21 protein-coding genes are annotated in these 22,980 nt (G+C 61.5%); 13 read left to right on the plus strand and 8 right to left on the minus strand.

All coding sequences use genetic code 11. The annotated features are described in order from the left end of the window. Positions 1-16: 16 nt before the first annotated feature. Positions 17-1,177: an efflux RND transporter periplasmic adaptor subunit gene (locus tag ACO77H_RS10040; RefSeq protein WP_432755381.1), complete on the minus strand. Its 1,161-nt coding sequence runs from the start codon at positions 1,175-1,177 to the stop codon at positions 17-19. Positions 1,178-1,349: 172 nt separating this feature from the next. On the opposite strand from ACO77H_RS10040, the gene ACO77H_RS10045 reads away from it, so the two are divergent. Further along, positions 1,350-1,928, plus strand: coding sequence for a TetR/AcrR family transcriptional regulator (locus tag ACO77H_RS10045; RefSeq protein WP_170057842.1), 579 nt, complete (start codon positions 1,350-1,352; stop codon positions 1,926-1,928). Here ACO77H_RS10045 and ACO77H_RS10050 read toward each other — a convergent pair. Further along, positions 1,899-2,828 (minus strand): helix-turn-helix domain-containing protein, encoded by a 930-nt coding sequence (locus tag ACO77H_RS10050; RefSeq protein ID WP_432755382.1) that lies wholly within the window; start codon positions 2,826-2,828, stop codon positions 1,899-1,901. The two genes, ACO77H_RS10045 and ACO77H_RS10050, sit on opposite strands and share 30 nt — an antisense overlap. A 213-nt stretch (positions 2,829-3,041) precedes the next feature. On the opposite strand from ACO77H_RS10050, the gene ACO77H_RS10055 reads away from it, so the two are divergent. Together ACO77H_RS10055 and ACO77H_RS10060 are read left to right on the plus strand one after the other, a co-directional pair. Then, positions 3,042-4,388 carry an aminotransferase class III-fold pyridoxal phosphate-dependent enzyme gene (locus ACO77H_RS10055; RefSeq protein WP_432755383.1) on the plus strand — a complete coding sequence of 449 codons (1,347 nt, stop codon included), beginning with the start codon at positions 3,042-3,044 and terminating at the stop codon, positions 4,386-4,388. A 60-nt stretch (positions 4,389-4,448) separates the two neighbouring features. Then, the gene (locus ACO77H_RS10060) at positions 4,449-5,936 is read left to right on the plus strand and encodes an aldehyde dehydrogenase family protein (RefSeq protein ID WP_170043492.1); all 1,488 of its coding nucleotides are present in this window, start codon (positions 4,449-4,451) and stop codon (positions 5,934-5,936) included. 34 nt (positions 5,937-5,970) lie between these two features. Here ACO77H_RS10060 and ACO77H_RS10065 read toward each other — a convergent pair whose 3' ends face one another. The 5 genes from ACO77H_RS10065 to ACO77H_RS10085 form a co-directional block, all read right to left on the minus strand. Then, positions 5,971-6,447, minus strand: a complete 477-nt coding sequence (locus tag ACO77H_RS10065) for a MarR family winged helix-turn-helix transcriptional regulator (RefSeq protein ID WP_170043493.1) — start codon at positions 6,445-6,447, stop codon at positions 5,971-5,973. A 315-nt stretch (positions 6,448-6,762) separates the two neighbouring features. After that, positions 6,763-7,539 (minus strand): ABC transporter ATP-binding protein, encoded by a 777-nt coding sequence (locus ACO77H_RS10070; RefSeq protein WP_432755384.1) that lies wholly within the window; start codon positions 7,537-7,539, stop codon positions 6,763-6,765. Then, the gene (locus ACO77H_RS10075) at positions 7,536-9,326 is read right to left on the minus strand and encodes a branched-chain amino acid ABC transporter ATP-binding protein/permease (RefSeq protein WP_432755385.1); all 1,791 of its coding nucleotides are present in this window, start codon (positions 9,324-9,326) and stop codon (positions 7,536-7,538) included. Before ACO77H_RS10075 ends, ACO77H_RS10070 begins: the two co-directional genes overlap by 4 nt. Further along, positions 9,323-10,360, minus strand: a complete 1,038-nt coding sequence (locus ACO77H_RS10080) for a branched-chain amino acid ABC transporter permease (protein WP_170043495.1) — start codon at positions 10,358-10,360, stop codon at positions 9,323-9,325. The genes ACO77H_RS10075 and ACO77H_RS10080 overlap by 4 nt, the downstream gene beginning before the upstream one ends. An 81-nt stretch (positions 10,361-10,441) precedes the next feature. Further along, positions 10,442-11,590, minus strand: coding sequence for an ABC transporter substrate-binding protein (locus ACO77H_RS10085; RefSeq protein WP_170057846.1), 1,149 nt, complete (start codon positions 11,588-11,590; stop codon positions 10,442-10,444). Positions 11,591-12,297: 707 nt separating this feature from the next. Here ACO77H_RS10085 and ACO77H_RS10090 point away from each other — a divergent pair. From ACO77H_RS10090 to ACO77H_RS10135, 10 genes are all read left to right on the plus strand, one after another. After that, positions 12,298-13,419 (plus strand): amidase, encoded by a 1,122-nt coding sequence (locus ACO77H_RS10090; RefSeq protein ID WP_432755386.1) that lies wholly within the window; start codon positions 12,298-12,300, stop codon positions 13,417-13,419. A gap of 19 nt (positions 13,420-13,438) precedes the next feature. After that, positions 13,439-14,611: an acyl-CoA dehydrogenase family protein gene (locus ACO77H_RS10095; protein WP_170043498.1), complete on the plus strand. Its 1,173-nt coding sequence runs from the start codon at positions 13,439-13,441 to the stop codon at positions 14,609-14,611. A 30-nt stretch (positions 14,612-14,641) separates the two neighbouring features. Next, a complete protein-coding gene (locus ACO77H_RS10100; protein ID WP_005787259.1) occupies positions 14,642-15,001 on the plus strand; it encodes a hypothetical protein in 360 nt (119 codons plus the stop codon). Positions 15,002-15,010: 9 nt separating this feature from the next. Beyond that, a complete protein-coding gene (locus tag ACO77H_RS10105; RefSeq protein WP_432755387.1) occupies positions 15,011-15,535 on the plus strand; it encodes a nuclear transport factor 2 family protein in 525 nt (174 codons plus the stop codon). Positions 15,536-15,582: 47 nt separating this feature from the next. Next, positions 15,583-16,869, plus strand: coding sequence for a Rieske 2Fe-2S domain-containing protein (locus ACO77H_RS10110; RefSeq protein ID WP_170043500.1), 1,287 nt, complete (start codon positions 15,583-15,585; stop codon positions 16,867-16,869). Between the two features lie 2 nt (positions 16,870-16,871). Beyond that, entirely contained in the window at positions 16,872-17,348 is a 477-nt protein-coding gene (locus tag ACO77H_RS10115; protein WP_170043546.1) for an aromatic-ring-hydroxylating dioxygenase subunit beta, read from the plus strand. A gap of 10 nt (positions 17,349-17,358) precedes the next feature. Further along, positions 17,359-18,099 carry an SDR family NAD(P)-dependent oxidoreductase gene (locus ACO77H_RS10120; RefSeq protein ID WP_170043501.1) on the plus strand — a complete coding sequence of 247 codons (741 nt, stop codon included), beginning with the start codon at positions 17,359-17,361 and terminating at the stop codon, positions 18,097-18,099. Between the two features lie 60 nt (positions 18,100-18,159). Then, positions 18,160-19,122 (plus strand): PDR/VanB family oxidoreductase, encoded by a 963-nt coding sequence (locus tag ACO77H_RS10125; protein WP_170043502.1) that lies wholly within the window; start codon positions 18,160-18,162, stop codon positions 19,120-19,122. A gap of 19 nt (positions 19,123-19,141) precedes the next feature. Then, positions 19,142-19,642: a flavin reductase gene (locus ACO77H_RS10130; RefSeq protein WP_170043503.1), complete on the plus strand. Its 501-nt coding sequence runs from the start codon at positions 19,142-19,144 to the stop codon at positions 19,640-19,642. Positions 19,643-19,805: 163 nt separating this feature from the next. After that, positions 19,806-21,083: an OprD family porin gene (locus ACO77H_RS10135; protein ID WP_432755388.1), complete on the plus strand. Its 1,278-nt coding sequence runs from the start codon at positions 19,806-19,808 to the stop codon at positions 21,081-21,083. Between the two features lie 90 nt (positions 21,084-21,173). On the opposite strand, the gene ACO77H_RS10140 is transcribed toward ACO77H_RS10135, so the two are convergent. Continuing rightward, positions 21,174-22,799 (minus strand): hypothetical protein, encoded by a 1,626-nt coding sequence (locus tag ACO77H_RS10140; RefSeq protein ID WP_432755389.1) that lies wholly within the window; start codon positions 22,797-22,799, stop codon positions 21,174-21,176. Positions 22,800-22,980: the final 181 nt, after the last annotated feature.

The raw sequence follows: 22,980 nt of genomic DNA on the forward strand, positions 1-22,980 counted from the left end.
CGCGGTGATGCCGGGCTTACTGGAGTGCTGCTTGTTGTTGGGCGGTGGGGGCAGCGGAGGCTTTGAGCACCACTTTGTCACCCGGGACGAGGCCGGCCTGGCCGCCGATAATCACCCGGTCACCGGCCTGCAGGCCTTGGGTGATCTGCCAGCGCTGGCCCTGTATGGCGCCGGTTTGTACGGCGCGTGGGCTGACGTTGTCGTCAGCATCCACCACCAGCACCTGGGCCTGGCCGTCGCTGCCGCGCTGCACCGCACGCTGGGGCACGAGCAAGGCTTGCTGGTCGGTGCCCTGGGGCACTTTCACGCGCACATACATGCCTGGCAACAACACCCCTTCAGGGTTGCTGAAGCGCCCACGCAACGACACCTGGCCGGTGCCACGGTCTACTGCAATATCCGAGAACAGCAGCGTGCCCTGGCTGTGATAGTCGGTGCCTTCGACTTGCAGTGACAGCTGCGACGGGTCGCCTGCCGACAGGCTGCCTTGCTTGAGGGCCTGGCGCAGTTTCAGCGCCTGGGCCACAGGCTGGGTGAAGTCGGCGTAGATCGGGTCCAGTTGCTGGATGCTTGCCATCAACGTCGCTTCGCCTTGGCCGACCAGCGCGCCCTCGGTCACCAGGGCGCGGCCGATACGCCCGGAGATCGGCGCGCGCACGGTTGCGTAGCCCAGGTTCAAACCCGCGGTTTCCAGATCGGCCCGCGCCGATTGCTGGGCGGCCTGGCTGCTTTTCAGGGCGGCGCGGGCGGTGTCGAGGTCCTGGCGACTGATGGCTTCGACGTCGGCCAGTTGTTCATAGCGCTTGACCTTGGCCTGGTTCTCGAACAACTGCGCTTCGATCCGTGCCAGCTCGCCCTGGGCCCGTGACACGGCGGCCTTGAGTGGCGCGGGATCGATCTGGAAGAGCAGGTCGCCGGCCTTGATCTCGGCGCCTTCCTCGAAGTGGCGCCGCAACACGATCCCGGCCACCCGGGCCCGTACCTGCGCCACCCGGACCGGCTCGATGCGCCCCGGCAGTTCCGTGGACAAGGAGAAGGCTTCGGGGGCGACGGTCACAGTCTCCACTTCCCGGGGCTGTGGGGCCGCTTCGGGCTGGGCAGGAGCACCACAGCCGGTGAGGCCGACAAGGGCCACTGCGGCAAAGCTGAAAATACGCAGGTCGCGCAAAGCGTTCATGTGTCACCTGGGGGCTAGGTCTGGAAAGGTGCGCATGATATATATTTGGTTCTAGTGAGACAATAATGTCTCAAAAGATTCTTTTATGTTTAAAAGTGTCATTTTTCTTGAGGTCAGAGGGATTTTCGGCACAATGCCTTCCTCTTCACGCCCAACCAATGAGCCAGTTGCCATGTCTTCGCCCGCTCCCAACGAAAAACTCCTCAAGGCCCTGGCGGTTGCCATCGTTGAACAACCCCGGGCCACGCTCCAGGAACTGGCGCGCGCGGCCGGCATCAGCAAGGCCACCTTGCACCGCTTTTGCGGCACGCGGGAAAACCTGGTCGAGGTGCTGTTGGCGTACTCGCGCGACGTCATGCAGCAGGTGGTCGACGACTCGGACCTTGCGCGCGCAGCCCCGGCCGAGGCCCTGCGGGACTTGATCGACAAGCACCTGGCGCACCGTGAGTGGGTGCTGTTCATGGTGTTCCAGTACCGGCCAGACACCTTGAACATCCATGGCTGGCAACCGTACCTGAGCGTTTTGGACCGCTTCTTCCTGCGAGGCCAGCAGGCTGGGGTGTTCCGTATCGATATTGGTGCGGCGGTGATGACCGAGTTGTTTACATCGCTCCTGTGTGGCCTGGTCGAGGCCGAGCGTTTGGGCCGTGCGGCGCCAGCGGGAACCGCCTGGGTGATGGAGCAGATGTTCCTGCATGGGGTGACGGCTGCGCAGCCGCACTCAGCGTTGTCGCAGGGTCTGCGAGGGTAGTTCGCCAAACAGGGCCTTGTACTGACTGGCAAAGTGGCTCAGGTGGTAAAAACCCCATTGGGCCGCCGCATCACCGATGCTCAACTCGGCTGGCGATGACATGGCCAGCCGCCGCCGTACCGCGTTCAGGCGCACGCTGCGCAAGTAGTCCACCGGGTTGGTGTCGGCGATGGTCTGGAAGCTGTATTGCAGGGCACGTCGGCTGACGTGCAGGCGCTGGCACAGATCGAGAATGGTGATGGGCGCGTCGTGACTGGCGAGGGCGATCTGCTGACTCATCTTCACCAGGTACTGGCGGGTTGGCGCGCTGGGGCGCCGGCGTTTTTCATCGGCCTCGACGCTCGCCAGCAGGTCGAGGAAACCACTGAGCAGGCCATGTTCCATGAGTTTGGCGGTGGCGTCGTTGAAGTACTGCGGCGTGCAATCCAGGGCCTGCTCCAGTTGCTGGCGGACACGCTGGTGCAAGGCACTGGCGCGCTGCCACGGCGACTGCGACGACGGAGCGGCAGTCAATTGCCGGTAGCTGCGCGGGCTCAGATTCAGCGCCGCCAGCGCCAGGACTTTGTGGCGGGCAAAGGTCGCGGCATAGATCTGGGTGTTTTCCGGGGAATGGAACATGAATTCTTCGTGGTTGTTCAGGGTCGCCAGGCAGTTCTGCGTGCCGTGGCTGTCGGTGCACAGTGGTATCGAAAAACACATGCGCTCGGCGGGCGACTGGCCGTATTGCACGATGCGCCGGTTCAACTGCTCATGGAAGACCTGGAAGGGCCCGCTGCACAGCTGCCGCAAGCGGCTGGCGAAGCGGCCGGGGGACAGTTGGTCGTAGGTCTGGTCCCAGTCGTGTACCGAGCGCGCGTGCTGGCTGGCGTCGGTAAAGCTAAGGCTTTCGATCTGCGTCATGGTCATCACCGGTGCGCGGGTTTGCGCCTGTGGTTGAAAATGTCCAGCGGCGGTTCGCGCATCAATACATCACGGTTGCCCCAGGTCCTGCAACCTATGGGCAAACCGCTGCCAAAGTGTGCCGATTTGGGATAACGGCCCATGCACCTCGCTCCCTACAGTCCAGGCTGGCCCGAAACCTTTCGGTCCGCCTCTTCGGAAGGGAGTGCAATCATGTACGCGCATTATCAGAACGCCGAAAAAAAATTCTGGCACCCAATGCGAGCGGCCGCGGCCGCTGCGGGAGAACAGACCCTGATCATCGCCAGGGGCAATGGCAACTACGTCACCGACATCCATGGCTGGCGCATGCTCGATGGCATCGCCGGGCTGTGGAACGTTAACGTCGGCCATAACCGCGAAAGCGTCAAGCAGGCGATCCATCGGCAAATGGACGAGCTGGCGTACTACCAGACCTTCGACGGCATTGCCCATCCCCGGGTGTATGACCTGGCTGAGCGCTTGACCGGGATGTTTGCCCAGGAAGATATGCAACGGGTGCTGTTTTCCAGTGGTGGCTCCGATGCCATCGAAACCGCCTTGAAAATGAGCCGCCAGTACTGGATTGCCGCCGGTGAGCCCGAGCGCACCCGGTTCCTGTCCTTGCGCAACGGCTACCACGGCGTGCACATGGGGGGCACCTCGGTCGGCGGGATCAGTGCCTATCACTTCAACCATGGGCCACTGCTTGAAGGCTGCACGCTGCTCGACAGCCCCTGGTCTTATCGCAACCCCTGGGACTGCAGCGATCCCCAGGCCCTGACCGCCCACTGCATTCGCCAATTGGAGGAGCAGATCCGCGCGCTGGGGCCGCAGTCCATTGCGGCGTTCATCGCCGAGCCAGTGCAGGGCGCCGGCGGGGTGATCGTGCCGCCCGCAGGCTACTGGCCACAGGTGCGTGCGGTGTGTGATCGCTACGGTATTTTGCTGATTGCCGATGAAGTGGTCACCGGCTTCGGCCGCACCGGTTCGATGCTGGGGTCGCGGGGCTGGGGGGTGGCGCCGGACATTCTGTGCCTGGCCAAAGGCATCTCCGCTGGCTACATCCCGTTGGGCGCCACGCTGTTCAATGGGCGCATCGCCCGCGCCATCGAAACCGCCGACAACTTCGGCCAGGTGATCATGCACGGCTACACCTACAGCGGCCACCCAACGGCCTGTGCGGCCTCCCTGGCGGTGCTGGATATCGTCGAGCAAGAAGACCTGCCGGGCAACGCGGCGAAGGTCGGCGCCTACCTGCTAAAGCGGCTCAAACCGTTGAGCGAGCGCTTCGACGTGGTCGGCGAGGTACGGGGCAAAGGCCTGATGATTGCCCTTGACCTGGTAAGCGACAAGCACCTGCGCACGCCCATCGATCCGGCCCTGGGCTACGCCTCGCGCCTGGCGGAGCGGGTACGCCTGGAAGGGGTGCTGGTGCGTCCGGTGGGGACCAAGATCATCCTCTCGCCGCCCCTGACCCTGACGATTGAAGAAGCCGACCTGATCTGCCATGCCCTGCAAGTGGGCCTGGCGCATACCTGATCCCCCGCAAACGGTGCCCATCGGGCGCCGCACTGACGATTGCCTTGAGGAATCCTGTTTATGAGCGACATTGCCTTGCTGCCTGCGGTCACCGAGTTCCTTGCCCGCGCGCCGGCCAACTTTATTGATGGGGCCTACCGGCCCAGTACATCCACCCAGCAGATTGCCGTGCACAACCCGGCGACCGGCCAGGTGATCAGCCACATCGTCGATGCCAGCGACGACGATGTCGAGCGTGCCGTCGCCAGTGCGCGCAAGGCCTTCAAAGGCGCCTGGGCGGGCACCTCGCCCTATGCCCGTGGCGTGATCCTGAATAAATTTGCCGATCTGCTGCAAGCCCATGGCGAAGAGTTGGCGCAGCTGGAAACCCTGTGTTCAGGCAAGTCGATCAACCTGTCGCGCGGCCTGGAAATAGCCCAGAGCGTGGTGTTCCTGCGCTACTTCGCCGGCTGGGCAAGCAAGATCAACGGCCAGACCATGAGCCCCTCGATTCCGTCCATGGGCGCCGAGCAGTACATGGCCTACACCCTGCGTGAGCCGGTGGGGGTGGTCGCCGGGATTGTGCCGTGGAACTTCTCGGTGATGATTGGCATTTGGAAGATTGCTTCGGCGCTGGTCACCGGTTGCACCATCGTGGTCAAGCCCAGTGAGTTCACCCCCCTGACGTTGTTGCGGGTGGCCGAATTAGCCTGCGAGGCGGGGGTGCCGGCCGGCGCATTTAATGTAGTCAATGGCACCGGGCAGGTGGGGCAGCAATTGATCGCCCATGCCCAGATCAGCAAAGTCGCGTTCACCGGCTCGGTGCCGACCGGAATTGCCGTGGGCAAGGCGGCGATGGCTGCGGACCTGACGCGCGCGACCCTGGAGCTGGGCGGCAAGAACCCGGCGGCGTTGTTGGCCGATGTCGATATGGGCCAGGCCGTGGCCGGGATGGTGCAAATGGCCTATGTGCACCAGGGCCAGGTGTGCGCCTCGCCAGAGCGGCTCTATGTGCATCGCTCGCGGATCAGTGAGTTCCTTGAAAAACTCGGGCAGGCCCTGGGCACCCTGACGATTGGCTCGCCTCTGGATGAGAGCACCCAGTTCGGCCCGCTGGCCAACCAGGCGCACCTGGAGAAAATTCTTGATTTCTTCGCCCGGGCCAACCAGAACAACACTGTGATCTGCGGGGCCAAGGCCGTTGACCGGCCGGGCTACTTTGTCGAGCCGACGCTGATCCTGGCCAATGGCCCTGATGACCCTTTGCTGCGCGAAGAAGCCTTTGGCCCGGTGCTCTGTGTACTGCCCTATGACACGGAGGAGGAATTGGTGACCCTGATGAACGACTCGCCCTACGGCCTGACGGCCAGTGTCTGGACCAACGACCTGTCCAAGGCGCTGCGCCTGATCCCGCAAATCGAGGCCGGCACGGTGTGGGTCAATATGCACACCTTCCTTGATCCGGCGCTGCCGTTTGGCGGGGTCAAGGCCTCGGGTATGGGCCGCGAGTTTGGTGATGCGTTTATCGAGGCCTACACCGAGCTCAAGTCGGTGATGATCCGCTATTGATTCACGCCCCCCTAGGCGCCAGCAAGCCGGCGCTTCAGTCTTCGGGCAGGTTGTCGAACAGGGTCTCGAGCAAGCTGTTGAGCTTGTTGAGCTGCGCGTCCGTCAAGCCCTTAAAGCTGTTCTTGAAGATATCTGCCGTGACCTTGTGGCTCTGCTCGATGGTCTGGTACCCGGCCTCTGTCAACGAAACCTGGGTAACGCGCCCGTCGTTGGAGCAGACATTGGTCTGCACCAGACCGTCGGCTTTCATGCGGTAGACGATCTTGGTGACCGTGGGCAGCTTGGCAATGGCGTGGGTGGAGATTTCCGAGATGCTCGACGCGCCGTTGTCCTTGAGGATCAGGAGGATGCGCCAGCGGGGGATATCCATGTCGACTTTTTTCAGGGCCTTTTCCATCGCCATGGAATAGCGCCCGTTGACCCGTGCGAGCCAGTAGAAGGGGAACTCTTCTTTCTTGAAATCCTGGCTGGCAGGGTTATGACGATTCACACGTTTTTTCGCGGTGGTCATGCTCGGGCTTCGAATAATGGGCAACGGTCAATTGTTGCATATTCACGAGATTGACGTCGCACCCTGTGGCAGCATCGCTTGCCTGCGATGCAGTGCTCCAGTCAGCATTTCTGGTGGCTGACACACCGCTATCGCAGGCAAGCCAGCTCCCACAGGGGATCTTCGCATGCTAGACATCTTTGGCCCCACCACAACTCAAATGTGGGAGCTGTCTCGCTCAGCGAGGCTGCGATAGCGGTGGGGCAGCCAACATCAAGGCTGGCAATGCCGCCGCGCTGAGCGAGACAGCTCCCACAGTGGGTGTGCGTGGGGCTGTCAGGTCGCGAGCATTTCCTGATGCTTGCTGCTCAGCCCCAGGTACGCCTCGATCACCCGTGGGTCGTCGGCCAGTTGCCGGGCGGGGCCGTGCATGGCGATCTGGCCGGTTTCCAGGACGTAGGCGTAGTCTGCGACCCGCAGCGCGGCCCGTGCATTCTGCTCCACCAGCAAGATCGACACCCCTTGCTCGCGCAGGCTGCTGATGATGCGGAAGATCTCGCGGGTGACCAGCGGCGCCAGGCCAAGGCTCGGCTCGTCGAGCATCAGCAGGCGTGGCTTGGCCATCAGTGCCCGGCCCACCGCAAGCATCTGGCGCTCACCGCCGGACAAGGTGGCCGCCAATTGTTCACGCCGCTCCCACAGGCGCGGGAACAGGTCGTACACCTGCTTGAGGGTGTGGCCGTGGTCGCGCTCGCCCCGGCGGTGGCGCTGGAAGGCGCCCAGCAGCAGGTTGTCGGCCACGCTCATCGAGGTAAAGAGTTCACGCTTTTCCGGCACCAGGCCCAGGCCCCGGCCGACCATCACCTCCACTTCGGGCACGGTTTCCAGGGTGCCGTCGAAGTTGACCTGACCCCGGGAGCCCAGCACGCCCATGATTGCCGACAGCAGGGTGGTCTTGCCCGCGCCATTGGGGCCGATCACCGTAACAATCTGCCCTTCGCCGACGCGCAGGCTGGCGTTGCTCAAGGCTTCGACCTTGCCATAGGCCACGCTCAGGTTATCGATTTGCAGCAGGGTCGTGCCGGCGTTGCAGGGTTCCATTGGCATATTCATGCGTCTGCGCCTCCCAAATAGGCTTCAAGCACTGCGGGATTGTTTTGCACTTCTTCAGGCAGGCCTTGGGCGATGGGCTGGCCGAACTCCATGACCACCACGCGATCCACCAGGCCCATGACGAAGTCCATGTCGTGCTCCACCAGCAGGATCGCCATGCCTTCGGCGCGCAGGCGCCTGAGCAAGGCCGCCAGCGCCTGTTTTTCCTGGAGGCGCAGGCCTGCGGCGGGTTCGTCCAGCAGCAACAGGCACGGGTCGGTGCACAGGGCGCGGGCGATTTCCAGGATGCGTTGCTGGCCCAAGGCCAGGCTCGCGGCGTCTTCCTGCAAGTAGTCGCCCAGGCCAACCCGTTCCAGTTGATAGCGCGCTTCGGCCAGCAGTTGCTGTTCCTCGGCACGGTCCAGGTTCAGGCTGGCGGCGATCACTCCCTTGTGCCCGCGCAAGTGGGCGCCGAGGGCGGCGTTCTCCAGCACGCTCATCCCCGGTAGCAGCTTGACGTGCTGAAAGGTGCGGCTCATTCCCAGGCGGGCGACATGCCGCGAGGTTTTGCCCGTGATCGGCTGACCCTTGAAATGAATGGCCCCTGAGGTGGGCGTATCGACCCCGGACAACAGGTTGAACAGGGTGCTTTTGCCGGCGCCGTTAGGCCCGATCAGGGCAAGGATCTCCCCGGCGTCGATATGCAGGTTCATCTGGTTGTTGGCCACCAGCCCGCCGTAGCGCTTGGTCACCTGGTTGGCTTGCAGGATGCGCGTCCCCTGTTCGGCGGCGTCACGCCGGGGCAGGGCCTGCGCCTGGGGCAGCGGCGCCGTGCGGGTACGGGCCTTGAACCATCTGCCCAGCCACGGCGCCAGGCCGCCCGGCGCGCAGTGCATCAGCAACACGATCAGGATGCCGAAGACGATGGTCTCGTAATTGCCGCCGTCGCCCAGCAGATGGGGCAGCCAGTCTTGCAGCCACTCCTTGAGCACGGTGAGGATGCCGGCGCCCAGTAATGCGCCCCAGATACTTGCCACGCCACCGATCAGCGCCATGAACAGATAGTCGATGCCCATGCCCAGGCCGAACGGGGTCGGGTTGACGAAGCGCTGGGTGTGGGCGTACAGCCAGCCCGACACGGCGGCAAACAGCGCGGCGATGACAAAGATCACCATTTTTGACCGGAAGGTGTTGACCCCCATGGACTCGGCCATCAACTGGCCGCCCTTGAGCGCCCGGATCGCCCGGCCTTCGCGGGAGTCGAGGAGGTTGTGGGTGATCAGCATCGCGGCGCCCAGCACCAGCCAGATCAGGTAGAACATATCTTCACCCTGGTCCAGGGAGATCCCCGCGAGGGTAATGGCTGGCAGGCCGCCGACGCCGGTATGGCCGCCCAGGGGTTCCAGGGTGCCGAACAGGTAATAGAGCGAAAGCCCCCAGGCGATGGTGCCCAGTGGCAGATAGTGCCCGGACAGGCGCAGGGTCAAGGCGCCCAGCATCAGCGCCACCGTCACCGTCAGGGCCACGCCCACCAGTAGGGTCAGCCACGGTGAGGCGCTCGCCCATTGCAACCAGGCCGGCAGTTGCCCGGCGGTGGTCAGCCAGGCGGTGGTGTAGGCCCCAAGGCCGACAAACGCGGCCTGGCCAAAGCTGGTCATGCCGCCGACGCCCGTCAGCAGCACCAGGCCAAGCACTACCAAGGCATACAGGCCGATGTAGTTGAGCAAGGTCACGTAGTAGGGGGCGAGCACCAGCGGCGCCAGGCCCAGCAGGGTGATCAGCGTGAGGATCAGATAGCGGGGTTTCATTCGTGTTCCTCCACGTGACGGCTGGTGAGGGAGCGCCACAGCAGGAACGGAATGATCAGGGTAAAGACGATCACTTCCTTGTAGGCGCTGGCCCAGAACATCGAGAACGCTTCGATCAGGCCCACCGCGAGGGCGCCGAGGGCAGCCACCGGGTAGCTGACCAGCCCGCCCATGATGGCGCCGACAAAGCCCTTGAGGCTGATGATGAAGCCGGAGTCGAAGTACAGCGTGGTGATGGGCGCGATCAGAATCCCGGACAGGGTGCCGATCAGGGCTGCGAGAACGAAGGTGCTCTTGCCGGCCATTTCCGGGGAAATCCCCATCAGGCGTGCCCCCATGCGATTCACCGCCGTCGCACGCAGGGCCTTGCCGTACAGAGTGCGTTCAAAGAACACAAACAGGCCGATGATCAAGCCCAGGGACGCGGCGATGATCCACAGCGTCTGGCTGTTGAGCGCCACCGGGCCCAGTTCCAGGCCTTGTTCGGAGAACGGCCGGGTGCGCGCGCCTTCCGGGCCGAACAGCAGCAGGCCCATGCCTACCAGGCTCACATGCACCGCAATCGAGACGATCAGCAGCACCAGGGAACTGGCCGATGCGATGGGTTGGAAGGCCAGCCGATAGATCAGCGGCCCCAAGGGCACCACCAGCGCCAGGGTCAACAGGGCCTGCAACGCCATGGGCAGTTGCGCCAGTGGCAGGTTGTTGACCAGGCCCACCATCGCCACGGCGTAGGCGATCTTCACCAGGCTCATGCGCGGCAGGCGCCAGGCATGGGGGCGGCGGATCGCGGCGAGCAGGTCGAGGGCGCCATCGAGCAGCGTCAGGCCCAGCAGCAGCCAGACCAGTGCGGTCGGGTGACCGGCCTGCAGGCTGGCCATGGTCAGGGCGCCATAGGTGACGAACTCACCCTGGGGGATCAACAGGATCCGGGTCACGGTAAACACCAGGAGTATCGACAAGGCCAACAACGCATAAATGGCGCCATTGGTGATGCCGTCCTGGCCAAGCAGTAAGGCTATCTGGGCATTCATAGGGCAACTCTTTGCACGGGGTCATCAGGCTTTGGGCGTCCGCCGGACACGGCTGGCCGAGCGGGCAGGGAGGGCGCGGTCTCACTCTTTGAGCAGGGTCCAGGTGCCATTTTTCACCTGGATCAGCTCCCGGCCGCGTTCATCGAACCCGCTGTGGTCATCCGGGGTCATGCTGTAGACGCCTTGGGTGCCGGCCAGCTCGTGGGTGGTTTCCAGGGCGTCACGCAGCGCTCGGCGAAACTCCACGGTGCCCGGTGCGGCTTTGGCGGCGGCCAGGGGGATTGCGGCTTGCAGCAGCAGGCCGGCATCGAACGTGTTGGCGCCAAAGGTGGCGGGTTTGCTGCCATAGAGCTTCTGGTAGGCGGCGGTGTAGTCGGCGGCGATTTTCTTCGACGGATTGCTGTCGGGGATCTCATCGAGGACCAGCATCAGGCTGGCGGCAAGGATCGTCCCTTCGACCTTCTTGCCGCCCAGCTTGAGGAAGTCCGGCAGCGCCGCTCCGTGGGTCTGGTAGACCTGGCCACGGTAACCCTGGTCGAACAGCGTGGCCTGGGGCATCACCGCCGGGCTGCCCGGCGCCGCGACCAGCACCGCGTCGGGGCGGGTCGCGAGCACTTTGAGGCTTTGCCCGGTGATGGAGGTGTCCTGGCGCTGGAAGCGTTCGTTGGCGACGATCTTGATCCCATGCTCGGTCGCCAGGGCCGTGGCGACCTTGGCCCAGTTCTCGCCATACGGGTCGGCGGTGCCGATCAGGCCCAGGGTTTTCACCTGGTGCCGGGCCATGTGCTCGAACAGCGCCTTGGCGATCAACTCGTCATTTTGCGTGGTCTTGAACACCCATTTCTTCTCTGCCGTCATCGGCAGGATCACCGCCGCGGTGCCCACGGGCGACAACAGCGGTACCTGCGCCTCGGCGACAAACGAGATCACCCCGATGGCATTGGGCGAGCCGCTTGGGCCGATGATCGCATCCACTTTGTCTTCGCTGATCAGCTTCTTCAACGCCTTGACCGTGGCCGTCGGGTCGCTGCCATCGTCCAGCGCGATGTAGCGGATGGCTTGGTCCCCGACCTGGGTCGGCAGCAGCGCCACGGTGTTTTTCTGTGGCACGCCGATCATGGCCAAAGGGCCTGCGGCCGAGGTGATCACGCCGACCGTGACTTGCGCCTGGGCCAGGGATACGCAGGCCGCACTCAGTAGCAAGGTGGACACAGCTTTTTTCAAGAGCATGGAATTCTCCGAAGCATTGCAAGGCTAAGCAAGCGCCCGTCCCTCGGTTCGTCGCCGCTTGAACAGCGGTCGCGATGCGCGATGGAGGCGAGCCCTTGGCGGTTGCCGCAACGGCGTGAGCCGCTGTTGATGGGCGAGTAGGGCGATAGCAGGTTGCATGCCAGAAAAATCTGCGGTGGCTGTGTGAAGCAGGATTTGCCGCGGCCGGTGGCCGAAGAGTTTGTGGCCTGAAGGGGGGCACAAGCGGGTGTTGGGCGAAGGCGCTAGCTCGCGGTTCTTTCGCCATTTTTTTCTGAGTTTTTTATAGAAAAAACACCTAATAAATCAGCCATTTTTTGCTAGTTTTTTCATAGATAAAACAATCGGTAACTTTTCGTTTCTGCGTAATTTTCTAGATTTTCTGCACCTCAGGTAAACAGAAGGAAATCGTGATTGTCGTCTTTGTATTTAAGTAAATACATGAAATATAACGGTTTATTTATTTTTTCATATTGAATTTACCGATTTTCAGAGTGTTACCGAAATGCACGGCTCCAGTGCATCCCGTAAAAAATGTGCACCGAAAATACCCATAATTTTAAATAGACAAATCAATTGACATTTCACGTAAATATTATGATTTTAGATTTAAGCGTTGGGCAGGGTTTACCTGCCCAGTCCGCTGGCAAGCGACGCACCGGCGTCGCCATATTGAGCGGGAGGGGAACATGACCATCGTCGTCGAGCATTTGGCTTTGGGAGGTAATGGTCTGTCGGTGATGGTCAAGGACACGATCGACATCGCAGGCTATGCAACCCGTGCTGGCAGCCGGGCCCTGGAGCATGCTGCGCCGGCGCAGGAACATGCCGCAGTGGTCAGGGCCCTGCTCGCGGGCGACTGCCGGATTCTCGGCAAGACCAGCCTGCATGAACTGGCCTTTGGCACCACCGGGATCAATCACTGGAGCGGCACCGCCGACAACCCGCTGTACCCCGGCTACATTCCTGGCGGCTCCTCCAGTGGTTCGGCGGCGGCGGTCGCGGCGGGGCTGGTGGACTTCGCCCTGGGGACCGACACCGGTGGGTCGGTGCGTGTGCCCGCCGCCTGTTGCGGGGTGTTTGGCCTCAAGCCGACCTATGGACGGATCAGCCGCGCGGGGGTGATGCCCAGCGTTTCCAGCCTCGATTGCGTTGGCCCGTTTGCCGCCAGCATGGCGCTGTTGATTGCGGCCATGCAGGTCATCGACCCGGGGTTCGTTGCCCAGGCCTGTCCAGCCGACCTCAGCATTGGCGTAGTGCCGGTCGCGGCGCATCCGCAGATCCTGCAAACCCTCGACCAAGCATTGGCCCGCAGCGGTTTTGCCCTGCACCCAACGCCGCTGCCCGGCATGCAGGCGGCCTACGACGCAGGCCTGGCGGTGATCAACCGTGAGACCTGGAACGCCTGCGGGCACCTGTTGCCCGGCGGCCTGCTGGGCGCGGATATCGCCGCGCGCGTGCAAGCTGCGGGCTTCACCGGCGACGACGAACTGCAGCAGGCCGAACAGGTACGCCAGGCATTTACCCGTGAGGTGGATGCGGTCCTGGCGCAGCACCCGATCCTGGCCTTGCCTACCCTGCCCGATTACCCCCTGGCGGTGGCGCAAGCGGCGGACACCCGCGCTGCCATCGGCATGACCAGCCTAGTGCGCCCATTCAACCTCTCTGGCCACCCGGCCCTGAGCCTGCCGCTGCAAGGCCCGAATGGCTTGCCGGTGGGCCTGCAACTGATCGCTGGCAAAGGTCAGGACGCCTTGCTGTGCGCGGTGGCCCTGATGATTTCGCAACGCCTAGAACAACAATCAGCCTGATTATTTTTGGAGGTATTCCATGACTGCACTCCGTGCACAAAGTCCGAGGTCCGACCTGTCGATCGTCGGCGGTGATGACTTCCAGCAACTGCTGGACGACATCCGTCGGCGCGCGCGCAGCGGTGAGTTCGACCAGCAAAAACACATCAGCCAGGACATCATCGAGCGCTTTCGCACACTTGGGGTGTACCGCGCCCTGGTGCCCAAGCGTTTTGGCGGGGAGGAGTGTTCGCCGGCGCAGTTCTGCCAGATGGTCGAGGATATCGCCCACGCTGACGGCTCCGCCGGCTGGGTGGCGAGTTTCGGCATGAGCCTGGTGTACCTCTCGGCGTTGCCCCTGGCGAGTATCGAGCAGGTCTACGCCAACGGCCCGGACGTGGTGTTCGCCGGGGGGATCTTCCCGCCGCAACCGGCCGCGTTTGTCGACGGGGGCCTTGAGGTCAACGGGCGCTGGAAGTTCTCCAGCGGGTGCATGGGTGCCTCGTTGATCGGGGTCGGCATCGCGCCGAAAAACGGCGACATGCTCGGCCTGCCACGCATGGCGGTGATGCCCCGGGACAAGGTGCGCATCGAGCAGACCTGGGACGTTACCGGCTTGATCGGCACCGGCAGCCACGACCTGGTGGTCGAGGGCGTGGTGGTGCCCGAGGAGTGGACTTTTGTGCGCGGCGGGCCGTCGAGCCTGACCGAACCGCTGTTTCGCTACCCGTCGCTGTCGTTCGCCACCCAGGTGTTGTCGGTGGTCGGGCTGGGTGTGGCGCGGGCTGCGCTGGATGAACTCAGCGGCATGGCCAACGGGCGCATTTCGGTGACCGGCGCGCCGTCCTTGTCTGACCGGCCCCTGGCCCAGGTAGAAGTGGCCAAGGCCGAGGCGGCCTTGCTCTCGGCCCGGGCCTGGTTCTACCAGGCCATCGATGACGCCTGGAGCAGCATCCTGGCCGGCGACCCGGTGTCGGTGGCGCAAACCAACCTGCTGCGCCTGTCGTCGACCCATGCGACTCGGGTGGCCGCAGATGTTGCGCGCACCGCGCAGATGCTCTCGGGGATGAGCGGGGTGTACCGCAGCAGCCCGCTGTCGCGCTTCGTCAACGATGCCCAGGTCATCACCCAGCACGCCTTTATGGGCGACATGACTTACCAAAGCGCCGGCGCGATTTTCTTCGGCAACAAGCCGTTGCCCGGCTATCTGTGACGTTCAATTTTCAACAAAAAGGTGACTGCAATGAGCGATACCAAAGCCTTGCGCGTGCTGTTTTGCATGGGCATCAACCAGAATTTCTTCGACGCCCCACGGGACGAGCAACTGCAGGTGTGGGCTGCATTCAGCCAGATGTGGAATGGCATCCATGACCTGCCGGGCGTCAAGGTGTTCGGCAACATGGACGATGACCAGAGCATGGTCGGCCCGTCCACCGGCTACCCCTGGACCACCTACCTGTTGGCCGACGTGCCGGACATTGCCAGCGTGCATGCGGCCTGCAACCTGTTTCGCAGCACCCCGGTGGGTGATGGCACCTACAAGCTGTGGAAGTACTGCAAGGTCGAGGCCCGCACCGGCCGCGAACTGATTATCCAGCGCTGAGGCCCGGCCATGAACGAACACCTCGAAGCCCTGGCGCAACGCCTGGAAGCCCTGGAAAGCGCCAACGCCATCCGTGCCTGCATGAACCGCTATATGCAGCTGTGCGATGACCTGGGCGCCCACTCGCCGCTGGATGAACTGGCGGGGCTGTTCACCCCCAAGGCGATCTGGGAAGGCAAGGGCAGCAAGTACCAGGAGGCCTTTGGCGGCTACCACGGGCGTGCTGCCATTCGCGGGATGTTTGCCACCTACATGGTCCAGCCCGCGCACTTTGCCCTCAACGTGCACTTTCTGACCGGCGAACAGATTGACGTGCAGGGCCAGCGGGCCAGTGGTTCCTGGGTGATGTTGCAGGCCTCGACCTTTGCCAGTGGCGCGTCCCATTTGAACAGTGCGCGCCTGAGCGTGACCTTCGAGCGTAACGACGGCCAGTGGCGCATCGCCCGTTTCCAGACCGAGAACCTGTTCAGCCGCCCCGTGAGCCTGTGGAACCACAGCGCCCGGTTGCCGGTGCCCCATAAGCCGGGTGAGTGAAACCCGCATTCAAGTAAGTCGGCCCGGCGGGTCGACGAGGAGACATCGTGAATAACCTGATTCAAGCCGTGAACCTTGAGAGTTACCCCTCCGAACGCGTCCTGTCGGACCGTGTGCACACGTCGCTGTACACCGATGCCCAAGTCTTCGACCAGGAGCTGGAGAAGATTTTCTACAAGACCTGGATCTGGGTCGGGCACGTCAGCGAAATTCCCGACGCCGGCAGCTACAAGACCACCTACGTCGGCAAGCAGCCGGTGATTGTGGTACGTGACCGCAAGCAGGCGATCCATGTGCTGCTCAACCGCTGCCGTCATCGCGCCGCGACGGTGTGCGAGCACAAAAAGGGCAAGACCAACAGCTTCGTCTGCCCCTACCACGGCTGGAGCTACGCCCTCGATGGTTCGCTGCGCGGCGTGCCCCACCCGGAGAGCTACGCCGACATGCTGGACAAGGGTGAACACCCGCTGGTGAGCCTGCGGGTCGAGCAATACGCCGGGATGATTTTCGCCACCTTCAACGATGCCATCGAGCCGCTGGAGGAGTTTCTCGGCGCGGCCAGGAAATGGATCGACCTGTTTATGAAGCAGGGCGGTGGCTACCCGATCAAGGTCGCTGGCGAACACCGATTCCGTTTCCCCGGCAACTGGAAAATCCAGCTGGAAAACACCACCGACGCCTACCACTTCCCGTTGGTACACAAGTCGTTCCTGTCGTCGGTGGATAAGCAGACTGAAGAGATGCTCAATTTCGTCGGCGGCAGCGGCTACGTCGAAGACCTGGGCAACGGCCATAGCGTGATGGTGATGATCCCGGACTTGATCGATCTGGAAGCCAACCTTGAGTTGCCGATCCCGGCGCGTTTCGAGGAACTCGCCGGGCAATTGCGCGAAGAAGGGCATGACGAGCAGGCGGTGCGCCGCATTGTCCGCGCGGTGGGCGGCTCGGGGTTCAACCTCAATCTGTTCCCCAACATTGCGTGCTCGATGGCGTTCTTCCGGGTGCTGCAACCGATTGCCGTGGACGAGACCGAGATCCACCACGCGGTGATCACCATGGACGGCGGCCCGGCGGTCGCCAACCGTTACCGCTTGCGCCTGCATGAGCACTTCCAGGGCCCGATGGGGTTTGGCACGCCGGACGATTCCGAGGCGTGGGAGCGGGTGCAGAAGGGCGCCAGCGCGGGTACCGACCTGTGGGTCATGCTCAATCGCGGCCTGGCTGGCGAGCAGGCCAGCGCCGATGGCCTGGTCAGTGATGTCAGCGCCGAAACCGGCATGCGCGCCGGCTATCAGCAGTGGAAAAAAATGATGTCGGCCCAGGAGACCCAGTGATGATCAACGTACAACTGCTCAACCAGGCCAGCGCCTTTATCTGGCAAGAAGCGGACATGCTTGATCACGGTGAGTTCCAGGCATGGCTGGCGCTGTGGACCGAGGGTGCAACCTACATCATCCCCATCGACCCCTTGGAAACCGACTTTGAAAACACCCTCAACTATGCCTATGACGACCATCACATGCGCCAGTTGCGGGTCACGCGCCTGACCAGCGGCGAGTCGATTTCCACCACGCCACGGGCGCGTACCGTGCGCACGCTGTCGCGGTTTCGCCTGCTTGCCGATGACGGCGCCACCGTCACTGTGCGCTGTGCGCAGAACCTGCGTGAATGCCGCAAGGATGTGCTCAAGCACTACACCGCCGATATCACGTTCGAGCTGCTGCGTGACGGCGACAGTTTCAAGATCCAGCGCAAGCTGATTCACCTGATCAACTCCACCGACACCCTCGCCGGTATCGGTTACATCCTGTGAGGGCGCCGGCATGACACAGATAGCCTTAGTGACGGGTGCCGCCCAGGGCCTGGGGTATGCCATCGCTGCCCAGTTGTACGCAGCGGGGTACGCGATGGTGCTCAGCGACCTGTCCCTGGTGGCGGCAAATGCCGCTGCCCGACGCCTGGATCCGAGCGGCGAGCGCGTCCTGGCGCTGCGTCTGGACGTGGGCTGCAAGGCCGACTTCGAGCAGGCGCTGGCGGCGACTGTCCAGCGTTTCGGCGCCCTGCATGTGGTGGTCAACAATGCGGCCATGACCCTGGCCACGCCGTTGATGCAGATCAGCCCCGAGGAGTTCGAGCGGGTCACCAACATCAACCAGCGCGGCACCTTTCTCGGATGCCAGGTGCTGGGGGCGTACCTGGCCGACCGGGGCTATGGGCGGATCATCAATATGGCGTCCCTGGCCGGGCAGAACGGCGGGACCGCTACCGGTGGGCATTACGCGGCGTCCAAGGGCGCGATCATCACCTTGACCAAGATCTTCGCCAAGGAGCTGGCGGCGCGTGGGGTGACGGTCAATGCCATCGCCCCGGGGCCGATCGACTCGCCAGCGGTGCATGCGGTGGTCGCGCCCGAGCGCATGGAGCAATTGCTTGAGGCAATCCCGGTAAAGCGCCTGGGCAGCGCCGATTACATCGGCCGCCTGGTGGTGCAACTGGCAGAACAAGATGCCTATTTCGTCACAGGCGCGACCTGGGACGTCAACGGTGGGCTGTTTATGCGCTGACGCGACAACGGGCCGACCGTGATCGGCCTTGGCCAATAATAACCAGCGGAACGAGCCGATATGAGCGTGCAAACATTATTGAAAGTGGTGGTGCAAAAGCGCCAGGAACAGGGGCAGGGGGTGGTGGTCCTCGACCTGGCCGACCCGGATGGCCAGGCCTTGCCGGCCTTCGAGGCCGGGGCCCATGTGGATATTCACCTGCAACCGGGCCTGATCCGCCAGTACTCGCTGTGCGGCGACCCGGCCAACCCCCAGGTCTACCGCTTGGGCGTACTGAAAGACCCGGGTTCGCGCGGCGGCTCCCTGGCGGTGCACGAGCAACTGCTGGAAGGCCAGGTGGTGCAGATCAGCGCGCCGCGCAACCTGTTTCCCCTGGCGGCCGATGCGCAACGTTCGATCCTGATCGGCGGCGGCATCGGCATCACGCCCATGGTGGCCATGGCGTATGCCTTGCAGGCCCAGGGGCGTGAGTTCCAGCTGCACTATTGCGCGCGTTCGCGCAGCCTCTGCGGCTTTATCGACGAGCTGCAGCACGCGGCATTCGCGTCGCGGGTCCACACCCATTTCGATGACGAGGACCAGGGGCAGCGCCTTGATTTGCAAGCGGTGCTCGGGGTGCCCGGTGCGGGGGTGCACGTCTATGTCTGCGGGCCGGCCGGCTTCATGGACTGGGTGATCAGTGAGGCGGTCAAGGCCGGACATGCCCAGGACCATATCCATCGAGAGTACTTCCAGGTCGAAGTCGATAGCAGCGGCCAGGGCTTTGAAGTGGTCGCCGCGCGCAGCGGCAAGCAGGTGCAGGTGCTGGAAGGGCAGAGCATCCTCGATGCCCTGGCCAGTGTCGGCATCAAGATTGAAATTTCCTGCGAGCAGGGGGTGTGCGGGACGTGCCTGTGCGATGTGCTGGAAGGTGAGCCCGACCATCGGGATGTCTACCTCACCGACGACGAAAAGGCCGCCAACGACCAGATCCTGGTGTGTTGCTCGCGGGCTAAATCGAAAAAACTGGTGCTGGACATCTGAATCGGCGGAGGGCAAGACCATGGTAGATACAACAGGTTTTCGCAATGCAATGGCATTGCTCGGCGGCGCCGTATCGGTGATCGCCACCGATGGTGCGGCCGGGCGCTTCGGCTTTACGGCTTCTGCGGTGTGCAGCGTCACGGACCAGCCGCCGACACTGCTGGTGTGCATGAACCGGGCGTCGACATCCAATATCAGTTTCAAGAGCAACGGCGTGTTGAGCGTCAACGTGCTGACGGCCGATCACCAGGCGATTTGCGGGGTGTTCGCCAACCGCGACATGAATACCGAGCAGCGTTTTGCCTGTGCCCAGTGGCTGACCCTTGAAAGTGGCGCGCCGATTCTGCAGGAGTCGCTGGTGAGTTTCGATTGCCGCATCGCCCAGGCCCACGAGGTGGGTTCGCATACGATTTTCTACTGTGAGGTGCTGGGTATCTGCAATGGCGAAAGCCAGGAAGGCCTGGTGTATTTCAATCGTGCCTATCATCGCCTAGGGGACGCATCGAAGGCCGCCTCCTGATAGTTGCCAGGCAACTTGTCCGGTTCTCTAAAACAACAATAAGCGTGCCCCGCACGCGTGCGTCTTTTTGCAGCAAGTGGTTATAAAAATAAGACTGCGGATTAACTGCCCATTAGTGATCTGCCCCACTCAAATGTTTTGCGCGCATATAAAGGAACCACCGATGCCTCTTGAAAATAGAATGGGCCGCGACTGCGTGTTCGTCGGCCTGCTGGGCTGCCTGATGCCGCTGTTTGCCCAGGCAGACTTTATCAACGATCGGCAAATCAGCCTGGGCCTGCGTAACTTTTACCTGGACCGGGACTTTCACCAGACTGACGCCCCCAAATCCCGGGTCGGCAGTTGGACCCAGGGTTTCGACTTCAAGGCCGCCTCTGGCTACACCGAAGGCCCCGTACAGTTTGCTCTCGATCTCTACGGGCAGTACGCGTACCGCCTGGACGGCGGCGGCGGGCGTGGGCCGGACTCGGTGATCCCCTATGACGACAGCCGTGGCGAACCGGTGCAGGATTACGGGCGGGCGGCATTCGCGGCAAAAGTCCGCTATTCGAAGACCGAGTTGAAGTTGGGCGAACACCGTCCGACGTTGCCGGTGGCGTATTACGACGATACCCGGCAATTGGTGACCACCTTTAATGGGGTCAGTATCGAGTCCAAGGACATTGATAAGTGGACACTGACCGCCGGGCGTTTCAACCAGATCAGTTCGCGGGAGTCTTCCGACCGTGAAAAGATGTACCTGTTTAATGGCCCGGATATAAAACGCCGCAGCGACGGCCTGAACTTTGCCGGTGCCACTTATGCGCTGACCCCGCAGTTATCCGCGACGTATTTCTACGGCCAGTTGGAAGATATCTACCAGCAGCAATACTTCGGCCTGAGCCATGACCTCGACCTGGGGGGTGGCTATGCGTTGAAAAGTGACCTGCGTTATTTCGATAACCAGGAAGACGGCAAGGCGCTGTACGGAAAAATCGACAACCGCTCCTATGGCCTGATGACCGCCTTGAAAAAAGGCGGCCATACCTTTGGCGTCGCCTACCAGCGCATGCTCGGTGAAAGCGGCTTCCCCACCATCAACGGCTACGCCCCCCAGCCGTACCTGGTGAACTGGTCCGTGGTGTCTTACGTCAAGCCCAATGAAAGTTCCTGGTCGGTGAGTTATGACTACAACTTCGCGGCAATGGGCATCCCCGGGTTGAAGTTCAAGACCCGCTACTTCCGTGGAACAGGCATCGACCGTGGCAACAATGCCCTGGACCAGAACGTTGAAAGCGAACGCTGGCTGGGCCTTGGCTATGTGGTGCAGGACGGCACTTTCAAAAACCTGGGTGTGGAGTGGCGCCGTTACGACGTCAAGACCCGCTACGGCAACGGCAGCACGGCGGGGCCGGACTATACGGAAACGCGCTTGATTACGACGTATGTGTTTAGGTTTTGAGGTTACCTGAAATCTTGCGAGGGTCATGCTGAGTTGGCGCTAAGCCAAAAGAAAGCTCCGGCCGTGATGGCCGGGGCTTTTTGCTTGGTTTTATATCTGCTCAATCACAACGAATTTAAATGGGAAACCAACTTTTTTTGCTATCAGTATTTCGCCCTCCACAAATACGTTTATTGTTTCATTGCTGGTCGAAATGTCGATGATTTTTCGTGTTGTTTTGTCTGGGAATTCAACAGTGCTTCCGATCTTGAATGTCGCTAAGTTTTCTGGAGTGTTGTGCAGGTAAAATCCTGCCCACTTTCTTGCGATGCCTTTTATCCAATTAGAGTCGGTGACATAGAATGAGATATCTTCCGGGGCACATTCAATTCTGTTGGTTGCGGCGGATACCTTGTCTTTAGGGAGTGTCGCGAACCAGCCTGCCGGGTATAACGAAACAGATACGTTGCCCTCAGTATCTGCTGGCTGTCGTGCGGCCGAGCAGAGTTGATCTTGGAAAGTTACAGTTCCAGCGAACTGCATCCTTGCGGCTTCCCCCTCAAACAACCAAGCGACATTCGCTGCATACAGCGCAGTGAAAGAGACCAGCGTTACTGTGCCTGCAATGCGAGCCGTGCTGCTTGCGCGCAAAGCTGAACCAGCAAGTACCAGGAGCGAGAAGATAACAATAACATTCAGCCCCATAAAGTACCGGTCGGGAAATGTACCGGCGTAACCACCTAGAACCTCTGTCAGACTTTTGCGCATATATACTGTAAAGAATGCATATATGAAATAAGCTATTGCACACATTGATATAAGGGTTTTGACTTCTCTCGATTTTTCCTTGGTCAGTAGTACCCCTAGTAAGGTGATGAGCGCTAGGGAGAGCATTACCACAATTGTATCGGAGAGTTGGTTGTAAAAAGGAAAGGCCAGCGGGTAAATGAAGGCTCTCGCGAGGCTCACTTCGATTAGGCTTTCGAGTCTAAAGCTACCAATCACACCATTGGCTGGGGAGGCAGTTATCCTGAAGAAAATCAGTGCGCCAATGACGAGGCAACCAAATAAGACAGCTCCGTATTTTTTAAAGAATTTTTTGAAATCGCGATCAAGCAAAGTGAAAGTGGAAAGCGCGAGAGTCAGTATCAAGCACACTGGATTGGTAGCGGCACATAGCAGCAATATCGTGTCGATGAGTGGAGTTGCAGTGGCCGTCCTGCTTTTTACGAATATCAGCAAGGTGGTAATGAAGACGAAGTAGTAGCCGATATTGGATATTTTTCCGAATATCTCGCCCGAAGAATCCCCCAGGGGAATCAGCAGAGTAGCTAGAAAAACAATCCATCGAACGACTTCTGGAATTAGACCCTTGGTTACGTAATAGCAGAGGACACTGACTGACGAGTAAAAAAAATACGACCAAAAAGAAAGTGCTTCAGGGTAACAAACCAGCTTGTCGCCACAGAAAATATCAGAGGTTAATGTCGCCAAATAAATGAACAGTAGGTTTCCCCACACGAAGTAGTCTGTCTTGGCGTTAACTATGGCGTGCCACCAGCCCTTACTCATGGCATGTCCCAACCAAACGCCGTCCTCGGTGTAGGTAAAGGAGTTGGTCAGGGGCTCGAGGTTCCTGAGCGTTAGAATCGCTCCTGCAAGAATGAGCATGGCAATCACCCCAAGGACCAACCCCGCCCGGGTGTTGGAAAAGAACTCTCTGTAGCGGACGTGCATTCGCGGCTCCATGTTGTAAGGATTTTCCTATGTTCATTTGAACAGGGTGTCAAAATGACATCGCGCGAGATTCTACTAGCGAATGCTGGTATGTGTCAGGGTGGAAATGGTGATTTGGCGGGGTATTTGTTCAGAAGGGCGCCGAAACGAGGAACTTTTCGCAAGGAAGTCTGTCTCGGCT

Origin of the sequence: Pseudomonas sp. WMBT8, from assembly GCF_050916005.1 — a bacterium.
In the GTDB taxonomy this organism is placed as follows: Bacteria; Pseudomonadota; Gammaproteobacteria; order Pseudomonadales; family Pseudomonadaceae; genus Aquipseudomonas.

Bases quoted from the DNA above. Each gene is read 5' to 3' on its own strand.
- ACO77H_RS10105 (WP_432755387.1), top strand. From the start codon at position 15,011: ATGAACGAACACCTCGAAGCCCTGGCGCAACGCCTGGAAGCCCTGGAA.
- ACO77H_RS10135 (WP_432755388.1), top strand. From the start codon at position 19,806: ATGCCTCTTGAAAATAGAATGGGCCGCGACTGCGTGTTCGTCGGCCTG.
- ACO77H_RS10070 (WP_432755384.1), bottom strand. From the start codon at position 7,539: ATGAATATGCCAATGGAACCCTGCAACGCCGGCACGACCCTGCTGCAA.
- ACO77H_RS10090 (WP_432755386.1), top strand. From the start codon at position 12,298: ATGACCATCGTCGTCGAGCATTTGGCTTTGGGAGGTAATGGTCTGTCG.
- ACO77H_RS10100 (WP_005787259.1), top strand. From the start codon at position 14,642: ATGAGCGATACCAAAGCCTTGCGCGTGCTGTTTTGCATGGGCATCAAC.
- ACO77H_RS10065 (WP_170043493.1), bottom strand. From the start codon at position 6,447: ATGACCACCGCGAAAAAACGTGTGAATCGTCATAACCCTGCCAGCCAG.
- ACO77H_RS10040 (WP_432755381.1), bottom strand. From the start codon at position 1,177: ATGAACGCTTTGCGCGACCTGCGTATTTTCAGCTTTGCCGCAGTGGCC.
- ACO77H_RS10125 (WP_170043502.1), top strand. From the start codon at position 18,160: ATGAGCGTGCAAACATTATTGAAAGTGGTGGTGCAAAAGCGCCAGGAA.
- ACO77H_RS10075 (WP_432755385.1), bottom strand. From the start codon at position 9,326: ATGAAACCCCGCTATCTGATCCTCACGCTGATCACCCTGCTGGGCCTG.
- ACO77H_RS10080 (WP_170043495.1), bottom strand. From the start codon at position 10,360: ATGAATGCCCAGATAGCCTTACTGCTTGGCCAGGACGGCATCACCAAT.
- ACO77H_RS10140 (WP_432755389.1), bottom strand. From the start codon at position 22,799: ATGCACGTCCGCTACAGAGAGTTCTTTTCCAACACCCGGGCGGGGTTG.
- ACO77H_RS10055 (WP_432755383.1), top strand. From the start codon at position 3,042: ATGTACGCGCATTATCAGAACGCCGAAAAAAAATTCTGGCACCCAATG.
- ACO77H_RS10120 (WP_170043501.1), top strand. From the start codon at position 17,359: ATGACACAGATAGCCTTAGTGACGGGTGCCGCCCAGGGCCTGGGGTAT.
- ACO77H_RS10085 (WP_170057846.1), bottom strand. From the start codon at position 11,590: ATGCTCTTGAAAAAAGCTGTGTCCACCTTGCTACTGAGTGCGGCCTGC.
- ACO77H_RS10050 (WP_432755382.1), bottom strand. From the start codon at position 2,828: ATGACGCAGATCGAAAGCCTTAGCTTTACCGACGCCAGCCAGCACGCG.
- ACO77H_RS10045 (WP_170057842.1), top strand. From the start codon at position 1,350: ATGTCTTCGCCCGCTCCCAACGAAAAACTCCTCAAGGCCCTGGCGGTT.
- ACO77H_RS10060 (WP_170043492.1), top strand. From the start codon at position 4,449: ATGAGCGACATTGCCTTGCTGCCTGCGGTCACCGAGTTCCTTGCCCGC.
- ACO77H_RS10130 (WP_170043503.1), top strand. From the start codon at position 19,142: ATGGTAGATACAACAGGTTTTCGCAATGCAATGGCATTGCTCGGCGGC.
- ACO77H_RS10095 (WP_170043498.1), top strand. From the start codon at position 13,439: ATGACTGCACTCCGTGCACAAAGTCCGAGGTCCGACCTGTCGATCGTC.